Consider the following 21100-nt stretch of genomic DNA (forward strand, 5'->3'; position numbering starts at 1 on the left):
TCCTCGGGTGTGGTGTTCAGATGGCTCAGGCTGCGCGTCGTGCTGCGCACGGGTGAGACCCGGTCCCGGTGCGCCGACAACGGCGCACCGGGATCATGAGGTCAGCCCAGCGCCTCTTTGGTCGCCTTGGTGATCGCGTCGATCGTCTGGTCGATCGACTGCTCACCGCTGATGTACTTGATGGTCTCGTCCTTCAGAGGTTCGACCTCGAGGCTCTTTCCCTCGTAGCCCTGGCGCAGCTGGTCGGTGGTCTGCACAGCAGACACGTCAGGCGATGCTGCGATCTCTGCGTTGTACAGCGCGAACGCGTCGGCGTTCTTCGGGTACGAGACGTTCAGACCGCTCACCGACGGCAGGCATCCGGCGATCTCGCAGTAGGCCGTGTAGTTCTCGGGCTGGTAGAGCCACGAGATGAACTTCGTCGTCGCCTCGTCTTTTCCCTGCCCGCTGAAACCGACGATCCACGATGCGGCACCGTAGTTCGTCGCCTTGACCGGCTGCTGCGGGGTCGGAACGGAGGCCCAGGCGAAGTCGGTGATGTTCGCCTGGAAGTCCGCGATCTGCCACACGCCCGAGTAATAGGCGGCGACCTGTCCGCTCTTGAAGGTGGCACTTGCGTCGTCACCGGCGGTCCACACCGACTTGGGCATGAAGCCGTCGTCGTTCATGGTCTTGAAGTACTCGAGGGCGGTCTTGCCCTCGTCGTCGATCGAGAAGTCGTCGCCATCCTGCACGACGCCCTGGCTGCCGAACTCGTAGAGGAACGAGCGAAGGCGGTGCGCCGACGCGTCCATCGTGAGTCCGTACTGGGCTCCCGCGCCGGACTGGACCTGCTTGGCCTTGGCGACGAACTCGTCCCAGGTCCATGTCTGGCCCTCGTCGGTCGGGTAACTCACGCCGGCCTTGTCCCACAGGTCTTTGTTGATGAACATGCCCACCGAGGTGAGGCTGGAGGGAAGAGCCTTGACCTTCTTGTCGGCCGGGTCCTCGACGGTGAGAGTGGGCAGCACGTTGGCGTCTTTGGCGACGCTCGTGAGGTCGAGCAGCTGATCCTTCCACAGCGGATCGACGTTGGCCGCCGCGGCGATGTTGGGAAGGTCGTCCGCCTGCGCGCTATTGCGCAGACGCGTGGTGAGATCGTCTCCCGGCACGTCGACGATCTCGACCTTGGTGCCGGTCTCCTCGAAGTACTTGTCGGCCATCTTCTGGTAGCCGCCGCCCTGCGTCGCGTCGCCCGAAAGCACGAACTTGAGGGGGGCCGATTCGTCATTCGAACTGGAGCAGGCGGTTATGGATGCCAGCAGCGCTCCGACCGCGACAACCGTCGCAGCGACGCGAATTCTGTGATTCACAGTGAGCCTTTCATGGGGCGGGTGAGGGCGAAGCGCTGTAATACATCGCTTCTCAGTTGATCTTTTGTATCAGTGCAAGGGTTATCTGGTCAACGACCAAAACCACGTGAGTCCCCGAACTTCTTCGGCTTGAAACAGGCGTTTACACACGTGAAACATTTGATTCCCTCTCTGCGGGTCTCACCTTCAGCAAGCTTGCAGTGAGCGCGAGAGCGTGCTTTATTATCACTATGAGGCAATGATGCAGCCGATCGCCTCGCGAAAGGATGGACCTCCTCACCCGCTACTGACGAACGAAGAGAACCGGAGAGTCGTGCTTTCAGGCGCCCAACCACCCCGCCATCCGTCGTCGACCCCGCATGCGCGTGGCGACGAGGTGTCGCTCTCGGTCGTCGGCATCGATGTCGGCGGAACGAAGACCCACATCCGTGCCATCGACGGGAGCGATTCGACGACCGAGATCGTCGTGCCCTCCGCAGAGTGGCGACGTGGCTCGCTCTTCTCCGACGACGACAACTTCGTTCGGCTCAGCGCGACCGTGCGCTCGCTCGGCTCCATCACCCGCGACACGGTCATCGTCGCCGGGGTGCACGGATGCGACACCGACGAGCAGATCATGCTGACCGAGGCGAGACTCAGCTCCTTGTTGGAGGCCGAGGTGACCGTCGTGAACGACGCCCTTCTGCTGCACCACGCCACGACGATCCGACCGACGATCGAGATGATCGTCGGAACCGGCGCGGTGATCAGCGGAACGACCGCGACCGGAGCCCGTGTGACGGTCGACGGCTATGGATGGCCACTCGGCGACAAGGGGAGTTCTCACGATCTGGTCACTGCAGCCCTGCGCGCCACGCTCGCTGCCTCAGACAGGGACGAGGTCGATCATGATCCCCTGTTCGCCGCCATGCTCGGCGCTTTCGGCGCCCGCGGTGCAGCGGAGCTGGCCGAACAGGCGTCGTCGAGCGCCAGCGGAGCGGCCTGGGGCCGGCACGCATCGATCGTCTTCGACCTGGCCGCGGCCGGATCCCCCGCAGCCGCGGCGATCATCGACCGCGCCGCACTCGACCTCGCCGAGGGCGCTGCTCACGTGATCAGACGAGGCGCCATCGGCCGCACTGTTGTCGCGGGTGGTGGAGTGATCGTCAATCAGCCGAGTTATGAGGCGGCGGTACGCACTCACCTCGAGCGGATCCTGCCGGGCATAGAGCTTCTGGTCGTCCGGACCCCTCCCGTGCAGGGCGCCGTGCAGTGGGCCGGCGAATTGCGGGCCGCGCTCGTCGAGCGATCGGTGCTCGAGTCATGAGCTCGCCCTCGCTCGCCCACCCGCTCACCTCGCTGAGAGTCTGCGTCGCTGCAGACGCCGAAGCCGCGGCCGAGGTGGCGGCCACCCGCATCCTGACCCTGCTCAGAGAAAAGCCGACGGCAGCGCTCGGCGTGGCCACCGGGTCGACGCCCTCGCCCGTGTACCGCGCGCTCGCGCGGTCACTGCAGTCGGAGCCTCTCGACCTTTCGCGAGCGCGAGCCTTCGCCCTCGACGAATACGTGGGCATCGACCCCCGTGCGCCCCAGAGCTACCGGAGTGTCATCGACGCCGAGGTGACCGAACCACTCGGGTTCGACCGCCGTCTCGTCGCTGTGCCGGATGGCTCGTCTGCCGATCTCGACGCGGCCGCCAGCGCCTACGAGGCAGGCATAGACGCGATAGGCGGGGTCGACCTGCAGATCCTCGGCATCGGCCACAACGGCCACATCGGATTCAACGAGCCGGGTTCTCCGCATGACTCACCGACCCGGGTGGTGGATCTGGCCGAGGAGACCCGAGAAGCGAACGCGCGGTTCTTCGACGGCGACATCGACCGTGTGCCGCGGCAAGCCATGACCCAGGGAATCGGAACGATTCTCAAGGCTCGTTCGATCGTGCTGCTCGCATTCGGCTCCGGCAAGGCGGAGGCCGTCGCCCGGGCACTCGAGGGTCCGATCGCAGAGGCGAGTCCCGCATCCGCACTCCGCCGGCACGCCGACGTCACCATACTTCTAGACAAGGCCGCGGCGTCGTCGCTGAGCTGAGACCGCCGAGACCGGGCACGCTGTCGAAAGAAGAGATCGATGAACATGAAGAAGCGAACAGCAACGACCCGTGTCGTCACGCAGATCAATCGAACGGCGATCCTCGATTGCCTCGAAGAGAACGGTCCCCTCTCTCGCAAACAGATCGGTGAGAAGACCGGGTTGAGCCCGGCCACCGTCGAACGGCTCAGCGCCGCCATGCTCGCCGAAGGCATTCTGGCTCACGAGGGCATGCAGCAGTCCTCGGGCGGACGCCCATCCAATCTCTTGCGAGCCGCCGGAGAGTCTCGGGTGATCGCAGCCGTCGATGTGCGCCGCGACTCGGCTCACGGACTTCTGCGTGACTTCGGCCGCAAGACCGTGGTCACCGAGGTCGTCGTCTTCGACGACGATCCGGCCACCGGCGCCGTTTCGGCCTCCACCCGACTGGCGGGCACGCTCGCCCTGACCCAGAGGCTCGTCGAGGCGGCCGCGGGCGAGAAACGTGAGCTGATGGGGATCGGCATCTCCGTTCCCGGCATCGTGCACGACGGCCGGGTGATGAACACGGCCGAGCTGGGCTGGCGCGACATCGCGCTCGCTTCGATCGTCGCGAGCGCGACCGATCTCCCCGTGCACGTCGAGAACGATGCGAACTGCATCGCCTTCGGCGAGTGGGCCCTCGGTGCGGGCCGGGGAACTCAGAGCGTGGCGTCGTACCTCCTCGGAGAGGGCGTCGGCGCCGGCATCGTGAACAACGGAGAGATCTACCGCGGGTTCCGCTCCGCGGCTGGCGAGGTCGGCTTCCTCTTCACCGAGCGCGGCGCCCTCGCTCGCTACTTCACCGACCAGGGTGACCTCGAATCGAGAATCGCGGGCATCGCGAGCACACACGGTCAGGTGCGACTGGCTGCGCCGGAGGCCATGCAGCGACTCCTCGACGACGCGGCCGAGAAGATCCCCTCGGCGAAGGATGCCGCCGACGAGCTGTTCGACCTGCTCGCCTTCTCCTGCGGGGCGCTTGCGACGGTGCTCGACCCCGAGGTCATCGTTCTCGCCGGACACCTCGCTCGGCATCCGGCCTTCGCCATCCGCGAGATCTCGGCTCGTCTGGTGGGACGCATCCCGTTCCCCCCGCGTCTCGTGGCCGGAACCCTCGGGGATGACGGCGCGCTCCTGGGCGTGGCGGAGATCATCACCAGACAGGTAAGAGGGTCCACCTATCTTGCGTGAATCGACCGCCAAGGCGCCCTTCACTCCCGTGCGCCTCGGCATCCTGCTCGCCTATTTCTTCAACGGTCTCGCCCTGTCATCGTGGATGGTCCGGCTTCCCGGAATCCGCGAGGGTCTCGACCTGTCGGTTTCCGACGTCAGCCTGTTTCTCAGCGCCGGGGCCATCGGCACCCTCGTGATGGTGACCTTCGCCGGTGCAGCCGTCATGCGCTTCGGCCCCCTCCTGACCTACCAGCTGGCCACCGGCGCTTTCGTGCTGGCGTATCTTCTGCTCGGACTCTCGATGGAGGTCGGCGGCCTGCCCGTCCTCCTTCTCGCGAACGTGCTGCACGGCGCCGCGTTCGCCCTCACGAACGTGCCGCAATCGATCCTCGCAGCGGCGAACGAGCGCTCTGTCGGACGCACGATTCTGCCCCAGTTCCACGCCGGCTACTCGATCGGTTCGGCCGTGGGCGCCGCCACCGGAGGGGCCGCAGCGGCGCTGGGCGTGACGGTTCTCCCCCAGCTCTTCGGACTCGCGCTCGTGGCCGTCATCATTCGCACACTGGTCGCTCGGCTCGTGCGCCCGCTCGCACTCGAGGTTCGAGAGAATCACCTGGCCGCCGCACAGGCGCTTCCCATCGCCAAAGGCGCCTCGCTGCGGGTCTGGGCCGAATCGCAGACGCTGCTGCTCGGGGTGATCGTCTTCGCTGCCGCCCTGTCGGAGGGCACGGCGAACAACTGGGCGGCCCTCTCGGTGGTCGACGCCTTCAGCGCACCCGAGAGCGAAGGCGCCATCGCCTTGACCGCGTTCCTCGTCGCGCAAACGGTGGTTCGCCTCGTCGGCGGGCCGGCGATCGACAGGCTCGGTCGGCTGACGATGCTCCGCCTCTCCGGAGCCGTCTCCATTCTGGGCCTCGGCGTCTTCGCCCTGGCGCCGTCGCTGCCCCTGGCGATCTGCGGGATGGTGCTGTGGGGCGCAGGATCGGCCCTGAACGTGCCGATCGGAATCGCGCTCGCCGCCGCCGATCCTCTGCGCGGCCCCGCGAAAGTCGCGGCTGTCACCTCGCTATCGTCGATCGCGAACATCGTCGGCCCGCCGGCGATCGGAGCCCTGGGCGAACGGATCGACATACGGCTCGCCATGGCGTCGATCATCGCGGTCATCGCCGCGGCTGTCTCAGCCTCCGGCCGTGCCGTGCGCTCGCTTCCTCGACCCTGACCCCCTCGCCCGCGTCCACCACCACGTGAAAGACTCTCGCCATGACAGCACCCCTCGACCTCGAAGCCTCTCTTTCGTCTGCCGAGGCGTTCGTCGCGGAGCTCTCCGACCCGGGCCCCGGCCGCGGATCGCTCGCGCCCCGCGCGCACCTCTCGAGCGACGCGCCGACTCTCCGTCTCGACGGCGAATGGATGTTCCGCCTGTCGCCCTCCGCGAGAACGGCTCCCCAGGACGACTGGATGAGCGATGCTGCCGCGAATGACGGCGCCTCATCGGGCTCGTGGTCGACGATCACGGTTCCCGGTCATTGGAACCTGCAGGGTTTCGGCTCTCCTGCCTACTCGAACGTGGACTTCCCGTTTCCCGTCGACCCGCCGCACCCGCCCGAGGCCAACCCCATCGGTGATTACCTTCTGGTCTTCGATGCCGACGAACCCTTCTCGGCCTCGCGCAGCATCCTGCGATTCGACGGCATCGAGTCGGCCGCCACGGTCTGGCTCAATGGGGTCGAACTCGGCACGACACGGGGCAGTCGACTGACCCACGAGTTCGAGGTGAGCGGCATCCTCCGAACCGCCGCGAATGTGCTCGCCGTTCGGGTGGCACAGTTCTCTGCCGCCACCTATCTCGAAGATCAAGACATGTGGTGGCTTCCCGGCATCTTCCGCAGCGTCACCGTCGAGGCGCGGCCCGCCGACGGCATCCGCGACGCCCAGGTGCACGCCTCGTTCGACGCCGCAGATGGCTCCGGCCGGCTGCGAGTGGATGTCTCGCTCGAGTCGGGCGCATCGGATCAGGACGCGCTCGGGTCGAGTGAGTCGGGCGCGCCGCCGGTTCAGGACGCGCTCGTGTGGGCGCCGACCCTCGGCATCCACGGATCGCCCGCGGGCACGGAACACGTGATCCCGTCGGTCGAGCCCTGGACCGCCGAGACGCCGACGCTGCACGAGGTCGTCGTGCGAACGCCCGGCGAGACGGTCACGCTGCGAGTCGGATTCCGCTCGATCTCCGTCGAGAACGCCGTCCTCCTGGTGAACGGCGCCCCGATCACCCTGCGCGGAGTCAACCGGCACGAGCACGATCCCGAGAGGGGCCGCATCGTCCCTCTGGAGGCGGCACGCCGCGAGTTGATCTTGATGAAGGCGCACAACATCAATGCGATCCGCACCTCGCACTATCCGCCGCACCCCGACTTTCTCGATCTGGCCGACGAACTCGGGTTCTGGGTGATCCTCGAGAACGACCTCGAGTCGCATGGCTTCGAGCCGGTCGGGTGGCGCGACAACCCCAGCGATGACGACCAGTGGCGTGAGGCCTACCGCGACCGCATGCGCCGCACTGTAGAGCGCGACAAGAACCACGCCTCGGTCATCATGTGGTCTCTCGGCAATGAGGCAGGGGTCGGGGCGAACCTCGAGGCCATCGCCGAGTGGACTCACCGCAGGGATCCGTCGCGGCTCGTGCACTACGAGGGCGACTGGAGCAGCACCTACGTCGACGTCTACTCGCGCATGTACGCGTCGGTCGCGGAGGTCGAAGCGATCGCTCTCGAGCACGACACTCCGGCACCGTCTGACGCCACCCCCGAGGAGCTGCACCGACGTGGGCTGCCCTTCGTGCTCTGCGAATACGCGCATGCCATGGGCAACGGACCGGGTGGGCTGACCGAGTATCAGCGTCTGATCGACGAGTCTCCTCGCGTGGCGGGCGGGTTCATCTGGGAGTGGGTCGAGCACGGCCTCGCGGTCAGAGCCGCCGACGGACGACGCGTCATCCGCTACGGCGGGGATTTCGGCGAGGCGGTGCACGACGGAAACTTCGTGATCGACGGACTCGTCAGCGCAGATCGTGAGCCTCGACCCGGTCTCGCCGACTTCGCTCAGCTCACGGCACCGGTGAAGATCGACGTGGACGCCGAAGACCTCTCGGTGACGGTCGGCAATCGCTATGACACTCTCGGGCTCGACCACCTCGAGTTCCGGTGGCAGCTCGAGACCGACGAGGGAGTCGTCCGCTCGGGAACTCTCGCGGTTCCTCCGACCGCGGCGCACACGAGCAGCGTGGCCACACTGCCTTCCGAAGTACGTCTCACCCCGCTCGACCGGGGCCGGATGCATGCCGTGACGATTCTCGCGACGCTGCGGCAGGCGACATCCTGGGCGCCCGCGGGCCACGTCGTGAGCTGGGGCCAATCGGCCGTTCGAGCCACGGACCGCGACACACTGGTGCCCACGGGCGACGCGAGTCCCTCCGTCAGCGCCCCGACCGCGAGTGCCGACGGCATCGCTCTCGGCAGCAGTCTGATCGATCCCGCAACCGGACGACTCCTGCGGCTGAACGGCGTTGCCGTGAGCGGCCCGTCGGTCGGAGTCTGGAGGGCACCGGTCGACAATGACCGCGGCGTCGGCTGGGACGAACCGGAGCTTCCGCCCCTCGCCGATCGCTGGCGGGACGCAGGCCTCGATCGCATGGTTCCGCGCCTGCGCGGCATCCGCCTGGACGGCGACACGATCGTGGTCGACACCCGCTGGGCCCCGCCCATGCGCGACGTCGGAATCGACACCAGCTTTCGATGGAGTCAGACCGACGAGGGCCTGCGGCTAGACGCCTCGTTCGAGCCCTTCGGTCCCTGGGTCGTAGATTGGGCGCGGCTCGGAATCGACCTGGTGTTCGAGGAGCCGACCGACCGCCTCGACTGGGTGGGCCAGGGCCCGGGGGCGGGCTACGCCGACACCGGCCAGGCCAACCGCTGGGGACGATGGTCTGCGGGGCCCGAGCAGCTGCACACCGCACATGTGCGCCCGCAGGAGAGCGGCGCACGTCGCGGCGTCAGCGAGGCACAGCTCGAACTGGCAAGAGGGAGCGTGATCGGGCTAAGTGAGAATCACGCCGAGCAGGCTTCACAGGGGTTGATCGTGACCGTGTCGCGGTGGTCGAGGGAGCAGCTCGATGGCACCCTCCACGCCGATGAACTGCCCACGAGCACACAGAGCCACGTATCGATCGACGTGCTGCAGGCCGGCGTCGGCACGGCCACGTGCGGTCCCGGCATCCTGCCCGCCTATCGCGTCGCCCCTCAGCCCGCGCGCCTGTCGGTCACCTTCACCGCACCTGCCGCGTAGTTCGAGGCTGGCTGGCGGGCAGTAGGCTCCCATCCATGCAACCGTCCAAGAGCAACCTCCAGCTGCTGCCGAAGCCGGTGGTCAACACGGCCGCGCGGCAGGCGACGGTGAACGCTCTGCTCGCGGCGTCGTTGACCGTCATCGGCTTCCTTGTACTCTGGGCGCCGTACTACTTGCTGCGCACCGATTCGCAGCTGGTGCTGGCCCCGTTCGTGCTGATCTGCGTGCCCATCTTGTGGATCTTCGCCGTGCGCGCGATCGTCTTCGGTCGCCGGGGCCGCCGCTGGGCAGCGCTGCACGCGCCGGCGCCCGCGCCCGCGGCGACACCGGCTCAAGCACAGGCTCAAGCCCCGACATCCGATCAAGCGCGGGCTCAAGCTCCGGATGGCGCGACTCCGCCCGCTTACAGCTCCGGCAGGCGCGCCAGCACCTGGAGCGTGGCGACGGGGGTAGTCACGATCGTGGCACCCCTGCCCCTCTTCATCTTCGGCGCGCTGCCACTGCAGCTGCTCGGCGGCGCCTAGCTCGCCGAGCGCGGGTGTTGCCGTCCAGCGCGGTGGCGCTGCCACCCGTCTCGGCGCGCACTCCCGCGCTCGGCGGTCGGGTTCCTACGCTGCCGCGACGATCACGAGTTGAACGCGATCCAGGCGGGCCATTCGCCGGTCTCGGCGAAAGCGGCGGCGCCCTTGCGATGCGTGACCTCAGCCGTGCGGAGAACCCTGTCGGCGCCATAAACGTGCCACTCGGCCGGGTCTACCGCCGACGCAACGAACACGCCGTGGATCGGTTCCTCAGGCCGGAAGCCGAATTCATAAGCGGCGATCGTGTCATCCGAGAAGGTCTTCTTCGCATACGCCATAAATGCCATGACTCAATACTCCAACGCCCTGCGCCGCCGAGCCTGGATTCGTCTACTTCCATCCGTAAGAGAAAAGCCACGCCAGCGCATCGAGCGCCGGTTCCGAAAGGTCGACGCGATCCCATGTACACCGGGGCACCGCATATCTGCCGTACCCGATGTAGTCGGTCAACAGCTGGCTGAGCTTCGCGTCTTCTGCCACTCTGGCCCTTCCTATCTGCGTGATGGCGGTCGTGTGAGCTAGCTACGACCTAGAACTCACAAGCCGCCGGGCTCAGCTCACATGAACATCAGGGCGGCGCCTCGGATTCGGCTCCGCCCGGCGCAGCACCTCACGGGTGACCGGGGCCACCTCGCCGCCGCCCGTAATGAGGTACTTGAACATGTTCGAGATGGGGTTTCCCTCTGTCCACTCGAAGTAGATATCGGGCACCGTTCCCGTGAGGTCGCGGATGTTCAGCAGCACCGTGGCGATCGTGTTCGGTATATTGCCGCTCGACACCTCGAGCACCCGGTTGCCGTGCCTGACGACGCCGCGCACCTCGAGGTCCTCCTCGAAGTTCGACGAGTCGGTCGGGTACACCTCGAGAAAGATCACCGGTCGCCGCGACGGGATTCCACTGTCGCGACGCTCGTCTGAGATCTTCTGCCGGTACTCGCTGGCGCTGCCGTCGTCGGGCTCGTTGGCCACGATGAGAACCTGGTCGTAGGCATCCGCGTCGGCGAGCACGAAGTCCTGCGCCGTCGCATCCAGTGTCACGCTCGTCGCGCGCAACTGGAACGAGCGCTGCACGCGCGACACAATCGACACCACGAGAATGCCGAGGATGAACAGCGCCGCGATGCGCACACCGTCGGGCCGCTCGAAGACGTTCGTGATGGTCGTGTAGACGAAGACCACGGCGATCGCGCCGAATCCGACCGTGCGCTTGCGCTGCTTCTTGTGCAGAGCCGACAGGGTCACGGCCACCGATGCCGAGGTGATGAGCACCAGCACGCCGGTCGCGTAGGCACCACCCTGCGCATCGACGTTCGCCTGGAACACGATCGTGATCACGAACGCGATCAGAGTGAACACGATCACCATCGGTCGCACGGCTCGGGCCCACTGCGGCGCCATTCCGTAGCGCGGCAGGTAGCGGGGCACCAGGTTCAGCAGGCCGGCCATCGCCGAGGCGCCCGCGAACCACAGGATGCAGATGGTGCTGATGTCGTAGGCCGTGCCGAACGCGGGTCCGAGGTATTCGTGCGCGAGGTAGGCGAGGGCACGCCCGTTCGCCTCGCCGCCGGCCTTGAACTTCTCCTGCGGAATCAGGAACGTCGTCACGATGCTCGAGGTGATGAGGAACGTCGACATGATGATCGCGGCCGTCGTGAGCAGCCGCTGCGCGCCCCGGATGCGACCGGCCGGGTTGGCCTCGGTGTCGCCGGGCTTTCCCGAGATCTGTGGCATGACCGCCACGCCCGTCTCGAAACCGGAGAGACCGAGTGCGAGCTTCGGGAACACGATCAGCGCGATACCGACCATCACGACGGGGTTGCCGTGCTGCGCGGTGAGGGCCGCCCACCAGTCCGTGATCACCACCGCGTTCTGGGCGACGTGCCCGATCGACACGGCGATGACGATGGCGTTAAGCACGAGGAACACGGCGACCAGTACCACCGCGATGTTGATGGCCTCCTTGAAGCCACGCAGGAACACGGCCGCGAGCAGCGCCACGAGAACGAGCGTGATCAGCACCTCGTTTCCGTGGAACCAGCTCGGGGCGAACGGATTCTCCACGGCGTGCGCCGTCGCATCCGCCGCCGACAGGGTGATCGTGATCATGAAGTCGGTGACCGCGAAGCCCAGCAGCACGAGTACGAAGAGCTTGCCGCCCCACCACGGCAGCAGGCGCTCGAGCATGGCGATCGAGCCCTCGCCCCGGAAGCTCTCGCGGGCGACGCGTCTATATACGGGCAGCGCCCCGAACAGCGTGAGCAGCACGAGCACGACCGTGGCGAAGGGAGAGAGCAGGCCCGCAGCCACGGCGGCGATCGCGGGCTGGTAGCCGAGGGTCGAGAAGTAGTCGACACCGGTGAGGCACATCACCCGCCACCACGAGTGGGTCTTCTCGATCTTCGCCGCGTGCGGACCCTGGTGCGCGCCGGAGTCGTCGGTCAGGCCGTCGAGAAGCCAGGCCCCGAAGCCGCGCCGTCGCGCAGAAGTAGTCGTCATGAGTACAGCTTGCATGGTTCTCATGAAGCGAACGCGCTCAGATGCTCAGCATCACTGCAGTCCTAACGAATTCCTAACGGGCCGATGAGGGTAGAGTTCCTCGCCTACGCTTGGCTGATGGGCGTCGAATCTACAGCCGCACGAACACCCCGGCGCCGTGTGACCCTCGCTCAGGTCGCTGAACGAGCGGGTGTCTCTCGCAGCGCGGTGTCGTTCGTATTGACGGGCCGAACCGACCAGCGTCTCTCGGTGGAGACGACCGAACGCGTGCGCAAGGCGGCCGAGGAACTCGGCTATCGGCCCAATGTCACGGCGCGCACCCTGCGCACGGGCAGGTCGGGCACGGTCGCCCTGGTATCCGACTTCGTGAGCTCGACGTCACACGCGAACTCCATGGTTCGCGGAGCGCTCGACGCGCTGCGCGAGCGGGACACCATCCTGTTCACGGTCGACACGCAGGGTGACGCCGACCAAGAGAAGCAGGTGATCGACAGCCTTCTCGACCGCACCATCGACGGGGTGATCTACACCTCGATGTTCACGCGCGCGGTCACGCCGCCCCCGCTGCTCTCGCAGGTTCCCTTCGTGCTGTTGAACTGTGTCCCGGCCGAGGGCGTCGCGCGCTCCGTGATACCGGACGAGGTGGCCGCCGGAAGAGACGCGGCCAACGAGCTTCTCGAGTTCGGTCACCGCGATCGCATCTGGTTCATCGGATGCCTTGCTCCCGGTGTGACCGGCGGCGCCTCCTGGAGCGGGTGGGCGCCGCTCGCCCTCACCGATCGACTCGAGGGAGTGCGACAGGCTCTCGCCAGTGCCGGCACGGAGCTTGCTGGAACCCAGATGGTCGACGACGACTGGACCACCGAGGACGGACGCGAGGCGGTGACCCGGCTTCTCGCGACAGGTGCCCGACCGACCGCGTTGATCTGTGCAAACGACGCCGTGGCGGCGGGCGCCTACCAGGCGCTGCACCGGGCCGAGTTGCGCGTGCCGGAGGATGTGTCGGTCATCGCCTTCGATGGCAGTCCGATCAGCCGGGCGATCGACCCGCCTCTCACCTCGATCGCGCTGCCCCAGGTCGAGCTCGGCCGACGTGCCGTCGAGCTCCTCTTCGATAAAGAAGCGAAGCCGACCGTGCATCGAATCGCGATGACGATGGTGCGCGGCGGATCCGTCGGCCCAGTCCGCTGAAACTGCCCGAAGATTTTCCTGCTTAATTCTCAGCTATATCGATATAGCCTCTGATCTGACGCGGATTGCACTGAGCACTCAGGCTGCGGCGCGACGTATACAAAGGGGTATGACATGACGACGACGGCACCGACGCGAAGCGGCCCGAATGCGTGGTGGGTGGGATTCGTCTGCGGTATGGCGACGTTCGTCGACGCCGCGGCGACCACAGGCATCGGCATCGCGCTCGTTCTGTTCCTGGCTCCCGGGCCAGGCGCACCAGGCCTCACGAACGATCAGCTGGGCCTCCTTACTGGAGTGCTCACCGCTGGCGTCGCTGCCGGAGCGCTGATCGGTGGTCGGCTCGGCGACCGATACGGTCGCCGAAAAGTGTTTCTGGTCACGATGTCGATCATCGTGATCGGCGCGGCCACACCGTTCTTCGGGATCTCGCTCGCCGTGCTGCTTCCCGGGGTGGCGCTCATCGGGCTGGGCGTGGGTGCTGATCTCCCGGTCGCCCTCGCAACCATCTCGGAGGCCGCCACCGATAAGAATCGCGGAAAGATTCTCGTCTTCTCGAATCTGCTCGGCGGCTTCGGCATTCTGCTCGCCGTTCTCATCGGCATCTTCTTCGGATCGGCTGGAGCGACCGGCGGTCACATCATGTTCGCCTCCTTCGGCATCGTCGGCGTCGTCGTGCTGGTGTTGAGACTCACGATCCCCGAGTCGGCAGCCTGGTCTGTCGCCAGGGAGGAGCGCACGGAGGGCGTACGCACCGTGCGGGCCCAGCGCGGTCGCATCGCCGACTTCGGGCGACGTCCCTATCGCAGGGCCTTCATCACGCTGCTGATCTTCTACACGCTCACGTCGATCGCGATCAGCGTTGCCGGCAGCTTCGGCACGTTCGTCGCCGTCAGCGTCGCCTCCATCCCGGTCAATGAGTACCAGTCGTGGACAATCCTCGCCATGCCCGCAGCAGTGCTCGGTGCCCTCTGGTTCATGAGCGTCGCCGACACGCGGTTCCGCATGGCGTACTTCGTCATCGGCTCGATCGCCGTGGTCGTCTTCAACCTGGTGCCCGTCGTGTTCGGGTTCAGCCTGCCCACGCTGGTCGTGTCGGTCGTCGGCTCCACATTCGCCGGGGCCTTCTGCTTCGAGACGATCATGAAGGTGTGGACCCAGGAGTCCTTCCCGACGCTACTGCGCTCCACCGCGCAGGGCACGATCTACGGCGTGGCGCGCTTCGCCACGGCGGGCTTCAACGTCGTGACGCCCGCGCTCATCATCCTCAACCCGCAGGCCGTCTACATCGTCGTCTCCGCCATCGCGCTCGTCGGATTCCTCGTCGGCTGGATCGGCTTCCGACGTGGAACCGGCACCGTTTTCGACACCGAAGACCAGACCGTGCCTCTGACGGCGGCGACTCCCGCGGTTCACGCGACCGCGTAGACACCGTGACGCAGCATGATCGACACAACAACCGATAGAGGTAGCACCATGAACATCCGTCCGTTTGAAGCCCGAGTTCGCGGTCTCGTGCTGCGCGGTTCCCAGTACCTCGTCGAGGAAGAGGGGCAGCACCCCACCGCCGTGTTGATGCACGGATTCGGCGGCTCTCGGGTCGAGACGACCGGTGTTTTCGTCGAGCTCGCTCGTCGACTTGCGCGCTCGGGAATCGGCGTCGTTGCATTCGACCGCGCTGGTCATGGAGAGAGCGACGGCGACTTCTTCGATACGAGCGCGACAGGAGACGTTGCCGACACGCTCACGGTACTCGAGCAGATCAGCTCCCTGCCCGAGGTCGACGCACACAACCTGCACCTCGTGGGCATGAGCCTCGGCTCGGTGATCTCTGCATCGGCGGCAGCCCGTGTGGCCGAAGGATCGGGGCTCGGTGGTCCAGGCATCCGGTCACTCACGATGTGGTCGACGGCGGCCGTTTTCGTCGACGACATTCGAGCCGGCACGATTCAGGGGCGTTCGCTCGACAGCCTCGACACCCTCGGCTATTTCGACTTCGCAGGAATGCGCCTGGGCCCGGCGATGCGAGACGATGCGCTCGCATTCGACCCCTACGCCAGTGCGGCCGCCTATCAAGGACCAGCGCTGCTGCTGCACGGCACGGCAGACTTCGTGCCGGTCTCCTACGCCGAGGGATACCTGGCGCCAGACGTCTTCGCGGATCGGGCAGAACTCGTGGTCGTCGAGGGTGCAGACCACGGATGGGCCGAGCTTCCTCAGCGCGACGAGGTGCTCGACCGCACCGTCGAGTTCGTGCACGCGCATGCGTCTTCGGTGGCCTCATGACGGGCGAGACAGCACCGGCGACATCCGGTCTGGTCGTCGAGCTCGACGGGGGATCCGTCCTGCTCGAGGGGCACCTCGACGTGATGACGGTACCGGGCGGCGTGCGACCCGTTCGACTTCCGCTGGATGCCTGGAAATTCTTTCCGCCCGCAGGCGAGCTGCTGGGCGCGACCGTCTCCAGCGCCAGCGGTGTGCGCATCCTCTTCGACACCGAGGCGCAGCAGATCCAGCTGCGTGTGCGCTGCACCCGGCTGCAGTACGACGAATTGCCAGGGCCACTCAATACGTTCGTGGCCGAGGTGAGCGGCATCGATCGCGAACCGGTCGAAGCACCCGTCGACGCCGTGCGCCGGATCACGATGCTGGGCGACAAGGCGACGGATCTGCCGCGGGGAGAGTCGTCACTCGTTGTGTTCGATGGACTCGGCGCGGGCTCGAAGAGCGTCACGGTGTGGTTTCCGCAGGGCCTGATCGTCGACCTGCTCGACATCACCGCCACGGCACCCGTACGAGCATCCGCACCGTCGACGGCCGCCCGCTGGATTCATCACGGCAGCTCGATCAGTCACTGCGTCGAGACACCCCATCCCACCGGAACCTGGCCGGTGATCGCCGCGCGGCGCGCGGGCCTGCACTTGGTGAACCTCGGCTTCGGCGGTCAATGCATGCTCGACCCCTTCGTCGCCGACGCCATCGCCGCGCAGCCTGCCGACATCATCTCGCTCAAGGTCGGCATCAATATCGTGGGGGCTCGATCGATGGATCAGCGCACCTTCGCCCCGGCACTGCACGGCTTTCTCGACCGGGTGCGCCGGGGTCACCCAGACACACCGATCGTTCTGGCCTCGTCCATCTTCTGGCCCGGCAGCGAAGATACGCCCGGCCCTCCCGGGCTGGAGTTCGAGGGAGAAAACGTGCGCTGCTTCGCCGACGGCGACCCGGCAGATGTGGCCAAGGGCGCGCTCACTCTCGCGCAATCGCGACTCCAGATCGAGCACGTCGTTCGCATCAGACAGAACGTGGGCGAGAACATCCACTACCTCGACGGACTCGAACTGTACGGCCCCGGCGACACCGAGCGCTTTACTCTGCCCGATGGCCTGCATCCTGACGCTGTGCTCTACGCCGAGATGGGCAAGCGCTGGGCCGAGCGCGTCTTCGGCCCACGCGGACTGGTGCCGATGACGGCGACCTGATCGCGTCGGTCGGGCTCCCTGCTCGCTAGCTCCCGGCGGTCAGCCACAGCGCTACGGTCGCAAGCGGCACGGTCAACAGCACCACGCCGAGGCCTGCCAACATGAACTTCGGCCACGACAGAGTCACCCCGAGGCCGGTGATCTTCTGGTGCCAGAGCAGGGTGGCAAGCGAGGCCCACGGCGTCACCAGCGGACCGAGGTTCACCCCGATCAGGAGCGCCGCGAGGCGCACCGGCGAGTGGCCGATCGGCTCGAGCACGAGATAGGCCGGCAGGTTGTTGATCGCGTTCGACGTGACCGTTCCGAGCGCCGAGAGCTGCAGCAGGCTCAGAAGATCGGTTCCATTTCCGCCAATGTTCGAGATGAAGGCCGTGAGTCCGCGCGCGTGCGCCGTCTCGACGAGCACGAAGAGCCCCGCCGCAATGCCGAGCGGCTGCCACGGCACGAGATTCACGCTGAGGGCACCGGGGCGCCGGATGCCGAACAGCACCACGATCGCCACGGCCGCGGCGGCGGCCGGTATCCAGACGGGAAGGCCCGAGACCAGCAGCGGAAGCAGGGCCGCCACGACGATCGCGCTGACCAGAAGAAGGGTGCGGTCGGGGGCGCGCTCGACGGGCGGCGCCGAGTAGCGCCCCCGCAGTTCCTTGCGGAACATCAGGCTGAGCACGATCACAGGCACCAGGATGCCGACGGCGGCAGGAGCGGCCACGAGGGCCGCGAATCCGGCCGGGCCACCGACATCCATTCGCCCTTCGGCGAGCAGGTTCGTGAGGTTCGACACCGGAAGCAGCAGCGACGCCGTGTTGGCCAGCCAGACCGTGGCCAGGGCGAATGGCAGCGGCGGCAGGCCGGCGTGCAGCGCGAGCAGAACGACGACCGGAGTGACGAGAACCGCCGTGGTGTCGAGCGAGAGGAAGATCGTCGAGACGACCGCGAGCGCCAGCACGAAGAGCCAGAGCAGGATGCGGCGGCCTCGACCCCAGAGCGCCAGCCGGCCGGCGAGCGCCGAGAAGACACCGGCCTCGGCAGCGAGCTCGGTGACGATCGTGATGGCGGCCACGAAGCCGAGCACGGGCACGACGCGGTCGGCCAGCACCAGAGTGTCGCGCCAGGGCAGGATGCCTGTGGCGATGACCACGAACGATGCCGCCAGAAGTGAGACGACGACAATGAGACCGCGGCGGCCGGGCGGCTGAGGCGCGGAGGCGGAATCCGACGCGGCCGAGGAGTGCTGTTCGATGTCGCGATTCTATGACGCTGTCCCTGACAACAGGGTGAAGCGTCGGCAAGGAGGTGGTTGGCCCGCCCTCGACCGCTTCGACGGAACAGCGCCACCTCCTCCCCATAGGATGTCTGCGATGACTAGCCACGCCCCCACCAAGCCCTGGTCGACGATTCTGTTCGATCTCGACGGCACGATCACCGACTCGGCCCCCGGCATCCTGAACCGACTGGCGCGCACCCTCCAGGCACTCGGCCACCCTGTGCCGCCGCCCACAGAGCTGGTCAAGTTCGTCGGTCCGCCGATTCTCGATGGCTTCCGCGCCGTCGCCGACATCGATGCCGAGGGCGCCCAGGAGGCGCTCGTCGTCTACCGCGGACTGGCCGCATCCGACGGGCCAGAGGGCGACAGCGTCGTGTACCCGGGAATTCTCGGGATCCTGCGCGAGATTCACGCCGCGGGCATCCCCCTCGCCATCACCACCTCGAAGTCAGAGGTGCAGGCCGTGCGCATCCTTCAGCACCTCGGCATCGCCGACCTGTTCGCCACGATCACCGGCTCGAGCGAAGACGAGACGCGCAGCGCGAAGGCCGACGTCGTGGCAGAAGCCCTGGTGCGACTGCGCGCTCAGAACGTCGACCTGTCGAACACGGTTCTCGTCGGTGACCGCCACCACGACATCGAGGGGGCGGCCGAACACGGAATCCCCACGATCATGGTGGAGTGGGGCTACGGCTCCCCCGCCGAAGCCGCCGGTGCTATCCAGGTCGTGCACTCCATGGAGCAGCTGCGGGCGCAACTGCTCTAGTCAACTACCGTCTCCGGCGCGGATGCGCAGGGTCGCCACGACCGGGCGGTGATCGCTGCCGGCCGCGTCTTCGGTGCTCAGCACCTGGGCCGAGTCGGCGCTCCACTCGCTCGTCGTCAGCACGTGGTCGATGGGTGCCGACAGGATCGGCGGCAAGCTGGTGGGCCAGCTGCCCTCGGCACCCGCGCCCGCCTCGGTGAGAGCGTCCGAGCATCCACCCAGCGGGCCGAGGTGGTCGAGGGTCGCGTTGAGGTCGCCGCCGAGAATGAGGTCGGGCTGGTCACAGAGCGACAGCACCCAGTCGAGGTCGCTGCGCCACAACGACATGATCGACGGCAGCGGGGGCATCGGATGCGCCGCGACGATCACCGGGCCGCTGCCGTCGGCGGGCCGCACCACCACGCTCGGCATCGTGCCCGTGTCGCCGAGCTCGTCGGTGACCTCGTAGTCGCCGAGCTCCTCCGAGACGAGTAGCGCCGTCGGCGGAGTCTCTGACGGGTCGCCGCGCTCGGCCGCGAACACCTGCATCGGCCAGCCCGCGGCATCCAGTGCACGGGCGACGGCCTCGGCCGTCTCGCGCGAGGTCTCGGGCAGAGTCACCACCATCGACCGCTCGGCGAGGGCCACGCGGGCGATGTCGTCGGCGGCCACGGTGCCGTAGGTGTTCCAGGTGAGAACGCGGATGCTCGTAGCCGAGTCGGCCGCATCGGCCACGGATGCCGGTGCCGCGTCGGATCCGAACCCTCGGCCTGCCTGCACGGCGACGTTCGCGCCCCCAGCGAGAAGCGCGATCGCGGCCAGCCCGGCGACGACCGGACGGGCCTTGGGTGCCCGGCCCCGGAGCATCCAGAACAGCAGCGCGCCGACAAGACCGACCGCCACAAAGCCCAGCGCGAGAAGACCGCGGAACGCGATCAGCTGGGCGAACGCGAGCTGGCGCTGCAGCCCGAACACCCCCGGGGCGGTGACAAGCAACGCGACGGCGGCACCCACCACGAGCAGAACTATCCGACCCCACATAGGCCCGACCCTAGCGGCTAAGCATCCGCGCCTTCTCGGAGCATCCGCTGCTGGTCGACCAGGCACCGATGCGCCTAACCGGCGCGGATGCCGCTATGCGTCGCTCGGCTTGTCTTTCTTGGAGCGGGCCTCGCGGGCCTCCTCGTGGGCGGCACGACCTTCGGCCTGCACCTCGCGGAGCACGGCGATGCGCTCCCGGTACTCAGCCGCGTCGATCTCGCCGCGAGCGAAGCGCTCTGCGAGAACGACCTCGCCGAGGTGACCGCCGAGTCCTCGTCCGCCGCGAAAGCCGCGCGGTCCGAAGTGGCCGCCGCGCCCGCCGAAGCCGGGGCCGCCGAACGGGAAGCCGGGGCCGAAGCCGGGCCGCTGTCCACGGCGATCGGAGTTGTTGTTGTCTGTTTCGGGCTCGTGGCCCTCATCGAAGTTGTGAGTCATTTCTCTTCCGTTCTAGGGATCGTGGGCAGCCGTTGTGGCTGCTGAGATCGATACTCCTCCGATCGCTCGAAAACGGAATCCTCCCGCGGGATGCACCTCGCGCACTCCCCCGGCGGTAGCTGCGCCGCTACTTCTGCACGGCCGGGCGCAGGCGCAGCTCCTGCATGCCTCCGTCGACGGCGAGATTCGTGCCGGTCGTCGAGCGGCTGCGAGGGCTGGCCAGGTAGCAAACAGCATCGGCGATCTCGGATGCCGTCACCAGGCGGCCGTGCGGCTGTCGCGCCTCGAGGGCCAGGCGTTCGGCCACCGGATCGTCGGCGCTGTCGAGGAGGCGTCCCACCCAGGGAGTATCCGCGGTTCCCGGCGAGACGCAGTTGACTCGCACGCCCTCACGGAGATGGTCGGCTGCCATTGCGCGGGTCAGCGAGAGCACGGCTCCCTTGGATGCCGTGTACAGCGCGCGCTCGGGCAGCCCCGCGGTGGCGACCACCGAGCAGGTGTTCACGATCGCCGCGGCAGACGAGCGTCTGAGGTGAGGAAGGGCGGCGCGACTGACTCGGGCGACTCCCACCACATTCACGTTCAGCACGCGCGCCCAGTCGTCATCGGAGTTGGCTTCGACGGTTCCCTGGGCGCCGATGCCCGCGTTGTTGATCACGATGTCGAGCGATCCGTACTCGGCGACCACGGCATCCACCGCCGATCGCACCGACGCGTCGTCACCGATGTCGGTCTGCACGGCGAGGGCGGCGGGATTCGCTCCTTCGGTCGCGACGTCGAGCACCGCCACGCGGGCGCCACGATCGAGCAGTTCGGCCGCGATGGCGGCTCCGATGCCCGACGCCCCTCCGGTGACGAGCGCCACGAGTCCGTCGAATTCCTGTGCGGCGAGGTTCTGCGACATG

18 protein-coding genes are annotated in these 21100 nt (G+C 67.2%); 11 read left to right on the forward strand and 7 right to left on the reverse strand.

Translation table 11 applies throughout. The features are described from left to right. Window positions 1-101: 101 nt before the first annotated feature. Window positions 102-1352 carry an extracellular solute-binding protein gene (locus CCK87_RS17145; protein WP_086462649.1) on the reverse strand — a complete coding sequence of 417 codons (1251 nt, stop codon included), beginning with the start codon at window positions 1350-1352 and terminating at the stop codon, window positions 102-104. Between the two features lie 313 nt (window positions 1353-1665). Here CCK87_RS17145 and CCK87_RS17150 point away from each other — a divergent pair, with 313 nt between their 5' ends. From CCK87_RS17150 to CCK87_RS17175, 6 genes are read left to right on the forward strand one after another with little or no spacing between them, the layout of a single operon-like run. Continuing rightward, window positions 1666-2658 carry a BadF/BadG/BcrA/BcrD ATPase family protein gene (locus tag CCK87_RS17150; protein ID WP_170927339.1) on the forward strand — a complete coding sequence of 331 codons (993 nt, stop codon included), beginning with the start codon at window positions 1666-1668 and terminating at the stop codon, window positions 2656-2658. Next, window positions 2655-3422: a glucosamine-6-phosphate deaminase gene (locus CCK87_RS17155; RefSeq protein ID WP_086462651.1), complete on the forward strand. Its 768-nt coding sequence runs from the start codon at window positions 2655-2657 to the stop codon at window positions 3420-3422. Before CCK87_RS17150 ends, CCK87_RS17155 begins: the two co-directional genes overlap by 4 nt. A gap of 39 nt (window positions 3423-3461) precedes the next feature. Then, on the forward strand, window positions 3462-4634 hold the full coding sequence (locus tag CCK87_RS17160) for an ROK family transcriptional regulator (protein ID WP_086462652.1): 1173 nt from the start codon (window positions 3462-3464) through the stop codon (window positions 4632-4634). Then, the gene (locus CCK87_RS17165) at window positions 4627-5835 is read left to right on the forward strand and encodes an MFS transporter (protein ID WP_086462653.1); all 1209 of its coding nucleotides are present in this window, start codon (window positions 4627-4629) and stop codon (window positions 5833-5835) included. The genes CCK87_RS17160 and CCK87_RS17165 overlap by 8 nt, the downstream gene beginning before the upstream one ends. 41 nt (window positions 5836-5876) lie before the next feature. Then, window positions 5877-8957, forward strand: coding sequence for a glycoside hydrolase family 2 TIM barrel-domain containing protein (locus CCK87_RS17170; RefSeq protein ID WP_086462654.1), 3081 nt, complete (start codon window positions 5877-5879; stop codon window positions 8955-8957). 35 nt (window positions 8958-8992) lie between these two features. Continuing rightward, window positions 8993-9481 (forward strand): hypothetical protein, encoded by a 489-nt coding sequence (locus tag CCK87_RS17175; RefSeq protein ID WP_086462655.1) that lies wholly within the window; start codon window positions 8993-8995, stop codon window positions 9479-9481. Between the two features lie 101 nt (window positions 9482-9582). On the opposite strand, the gene CCK87_RS17180 is transcribed toward CCK87_RS17175, so the two are convergent. Together CCK87_RS17180 and CCK87_RS17185 are read right to left on the reverse strand one after the other, a co-directional pair. After that, window positions 9583-9825 carry a hypothetical protein gene (locus CCK87_RS17180; RefSeq protein ID WP_140162916.1) on the reverse strand — a complete coding sequence of 81 codons (243 nt, stop codon included), beginning with the start codon at window positions 9823-9825 and terminating at the stop codon, window positions 9583-9585. A gap of 265 nt (window positions 9826-10090) precedes the next feature. Beyond that, on the reverse strand, window positions 10091-12034 hold the full coding sequence (locus CCK87_RS17185; protein WP_249273964.1) for an amino acid transporter: 1944 nt from the start codon (window positions 12032-12034) through the stop codon (window positions 10091-10093). Window positions 12035-12151: 117 nt separating this feature from the next. Between CCK87_RS17185 and CCK87_RS17190 the strand changes: the two genes are divergently transcribed. The 4 genes from CCK87_RS17190 (at window position 12152) to CCK87_RS17205 (ending at window position 16707) form a co-directional block, all read left to right on the forward strand. Then, window positions 12152-13225, forward strand: a complete 1074-nt coding sequence (locus CCK87_RS17190; RefSeq protein WP_086462774.1) for a LacI family DNA-binding transcriptional regulator — start codon at window positions 12152-12154, stop codon at window positions 13223-13225. A gap of 114 nt (window positions 13226-13339) precedes the next feature. Next, the gene (locus CCK87_RS17195; protein WP_086462658.1) at window positions 13340-14653 is read left to right on the forward strand and encodes an MFS transporter; all 1314 of its coding nucleotides are present in this window, start codon (window positions 13340-13342) and stop codon (window positions 14651-14653) included. 48 nt (window positions 14654-14701) lie between these two features. Continuing rightward, a complete protein-coding gene (locus CCK87_RS17200) occupies window positions 14702-15511 on the forward strand; it encodes an alpha/beta fold hydrolase (protein ID WP_086462659.1) in 810 nt (269 codons plus the stop codon). Further along, window positions 15508-16707: an SGNH/GDSL hydrolase family protein gene (locus CCK87_RS17205; RefSeq protein WP_086462660.1), complete on the forward strand. Its 1200-nt coding sequence runs from the start codon at window positions 15508-15510 to the stop codon at window positions 16705-16707. The genes CCK87_RS17200 and CCK87_RS17205 overlap by 4 nt, the downstream gene beginning before the upstream one ends. A gap of 25 nt (window positions 16708-16732) precedes the next feature. Here CCK87_RS17205 and CCK87_RS17210 read toward each other — a convergent pair whose 3' ends face one another. Next, on the reverse strand, window positions 16733-17881 hold the full coding sequence (locus CCK87_RS17210; RefSeq protein WP_086462661.1) for an SLC13 family permease: 1149 nt from the start codon (window positions 17879-17881) through the stop codon (window positions 16733-16735). Between the two features lie 187 nt (window positions 17882-18068). Here CCK87_RS17210 and CCK87_RS17215 point away from each other — a divergent pair, with 187 nt between their 5' ends. Further along, a complete protein-coding gene (locus tag CCK87_RS17215) occupies window positions 18069-18740 on the forward strand; it encodes an HAD hydrolase-like protein (protein WP_086462775.1) in 672 nt (223 codons plus the stop codon). Here the strand turns inward: CCK87_RS17215 and CCK87_RS17220 are convergent, their stop codons facing one another. The 3 genes from CCK87_RS17220 to CCK87_RS17230 all read right to left on the reverse strand — a co-directional run bounded on the left by CCK87_RS17220 (window position 18741) and on the right by CCK87_RS17230 (window position 21099). After that, complete coding sequence (locus CCK87_RS17220) at window positions 18741-19760, reverse strand: endonuclease/exonuclease/phosphatase family protein (RefSeq protein WP_086462662.1); 1020 nt, start codon at window positions 19758-19760, stop codon at window positions 18741-18743. Window positions 19761-19853: 93 nt separating this feature from the next. Then, the gene (locus CCK87_RS18625) at window positions 19854-20195 is read right to left on the reverse strand and encodes a hypothetical protein (RefSeq protein WP_086462663.1); all 342 of its coding nucleotides are present in this window, start codon (window positions 20193-20195) and stop codon (window positions 19854-19856) included. A gap of 127 nt (window positions 20196-20322) precedes the next feature. Further along, window positions 20323-21099 carry an SDR family oxidoreductase gene (locus CCK87_RS17230; RefSeq protein WP_086462664.1) on the reverse strand — a complete coding sequence of 259 codons (777 nt, stop codon included), beginning with the start codon at window positions 21097-21099 and terminating at the stop codon, window positions 20323-20325. Window position 21100 lies beyond the last annotated feature (1 nt).

The organism is Agreia sp. VKM Ac-1783 (genome assembly GCF_900177765.1).
Taxonomy (GTDB): Bacteria; Actinomycetota; Actinomycetes; order Actinomycetales; family Microbacteriaceae; genus Agreia.

Bases quoted from the DNA above. Each gene is read 5' to 3' on its own strand.
- CCK87_RS17205 (WP_086462660.1), top strand. From the start codon at position 15,508: ATGACGGGCGAGACAGCACCGGCGACATCCGGTCTGGTCGTCGAGCTC.
- CCK87_RS17155 (WP_086462651.1), top strand. From the start codon at position 2,655: ATGAGCTCGCCCTCGCTCGCCCACCCGCTCACCTCGCTGAGAGTCTGC.
- CCK87_RS17195 (WP_086462658.1), top strand. From the start codon at position 13,340: ATGACGACGACGGCACCGACGCGAAGCGGCCCGAATGCGTGGTGGGTG.
- CCK87_RS17220 (WP_086462662.1), bottom strand. From the start codon at position 19,760: ATGTGGGGTCGGATAGTTCTGCTCGTGGTGGGTGCCGCCGTCGCGTTG.
- CCK87_RS17180 (WP_140162916.1), bottom strand. From the start codon at position 9,825: ATGGCATTTATGGCGTATGCGAAGAAGACCTTCTCGGATGACACGATC.
- CCK87_RS17175 (WP_086462655.1), top strand. From the start codon at position 8,993: ATGCAACCGTCCAAGAGCAACCTCCAGCTGCTGCCGAAGCCGGTGGTC.
- CCK87_RS18625 (WP_086462663.1), bottom strand. From the start codon at position 20,195: ATGACTCACAACTTCGATGAGGGCCACGAGCCCGAAACAGACAACAAC.
- CCK87_RS17200 (WP_086462659.1), top strand. From the start codon at position 14,702: ATGAACATCCGTCCGTTTGAAGCCCGAGTTCGCGGTCTCGTGCTGCGC.
- CCK87_RS17170 (WP_086462654.1), top strand. From the start codon at position 5,877: ATGACAGCACCCCTCGACCTCGAAGCCTCTCTTTCGTCTGCCGAGGCG.
- CCK87_RS17215 (WP_086462775.1), top strand. From the start codon at position 18,069: ATGACTAGCCACGCCCCCACCAAGCCCTGGTCGACGATTCTGTTCGAT.
- CCK87_RS17190 (WP_086462774.1), top strand. From the start codon at position 12,152: ATGGGCGTCGAATCTACAGCCGCACGAACACCCCGGCGCCGTGTGACC.
- CCK87_RS17160 (WP_086462652.1), top strand. From the start codon at position 3,462: ATGAACATGAAGAAGCGAACAGCAACGACCCGTGTCGTCACGCAGATC.
- CCK87_RS17230 (WP_086462664.1), bottom strand. From the start codon at position 21,099: ATGTCGCAGAACCTCGCCGCACAGGAATTCGACGGACTCGTGGCGCTC.
- CCK87_RS17185 (WP_249273964.1), bottom strand. From the start codon at position 12,034: ATGACGACTACTTCTGCGCGACGGCGCGGCTTCGGGGCCTGGCTTCTC.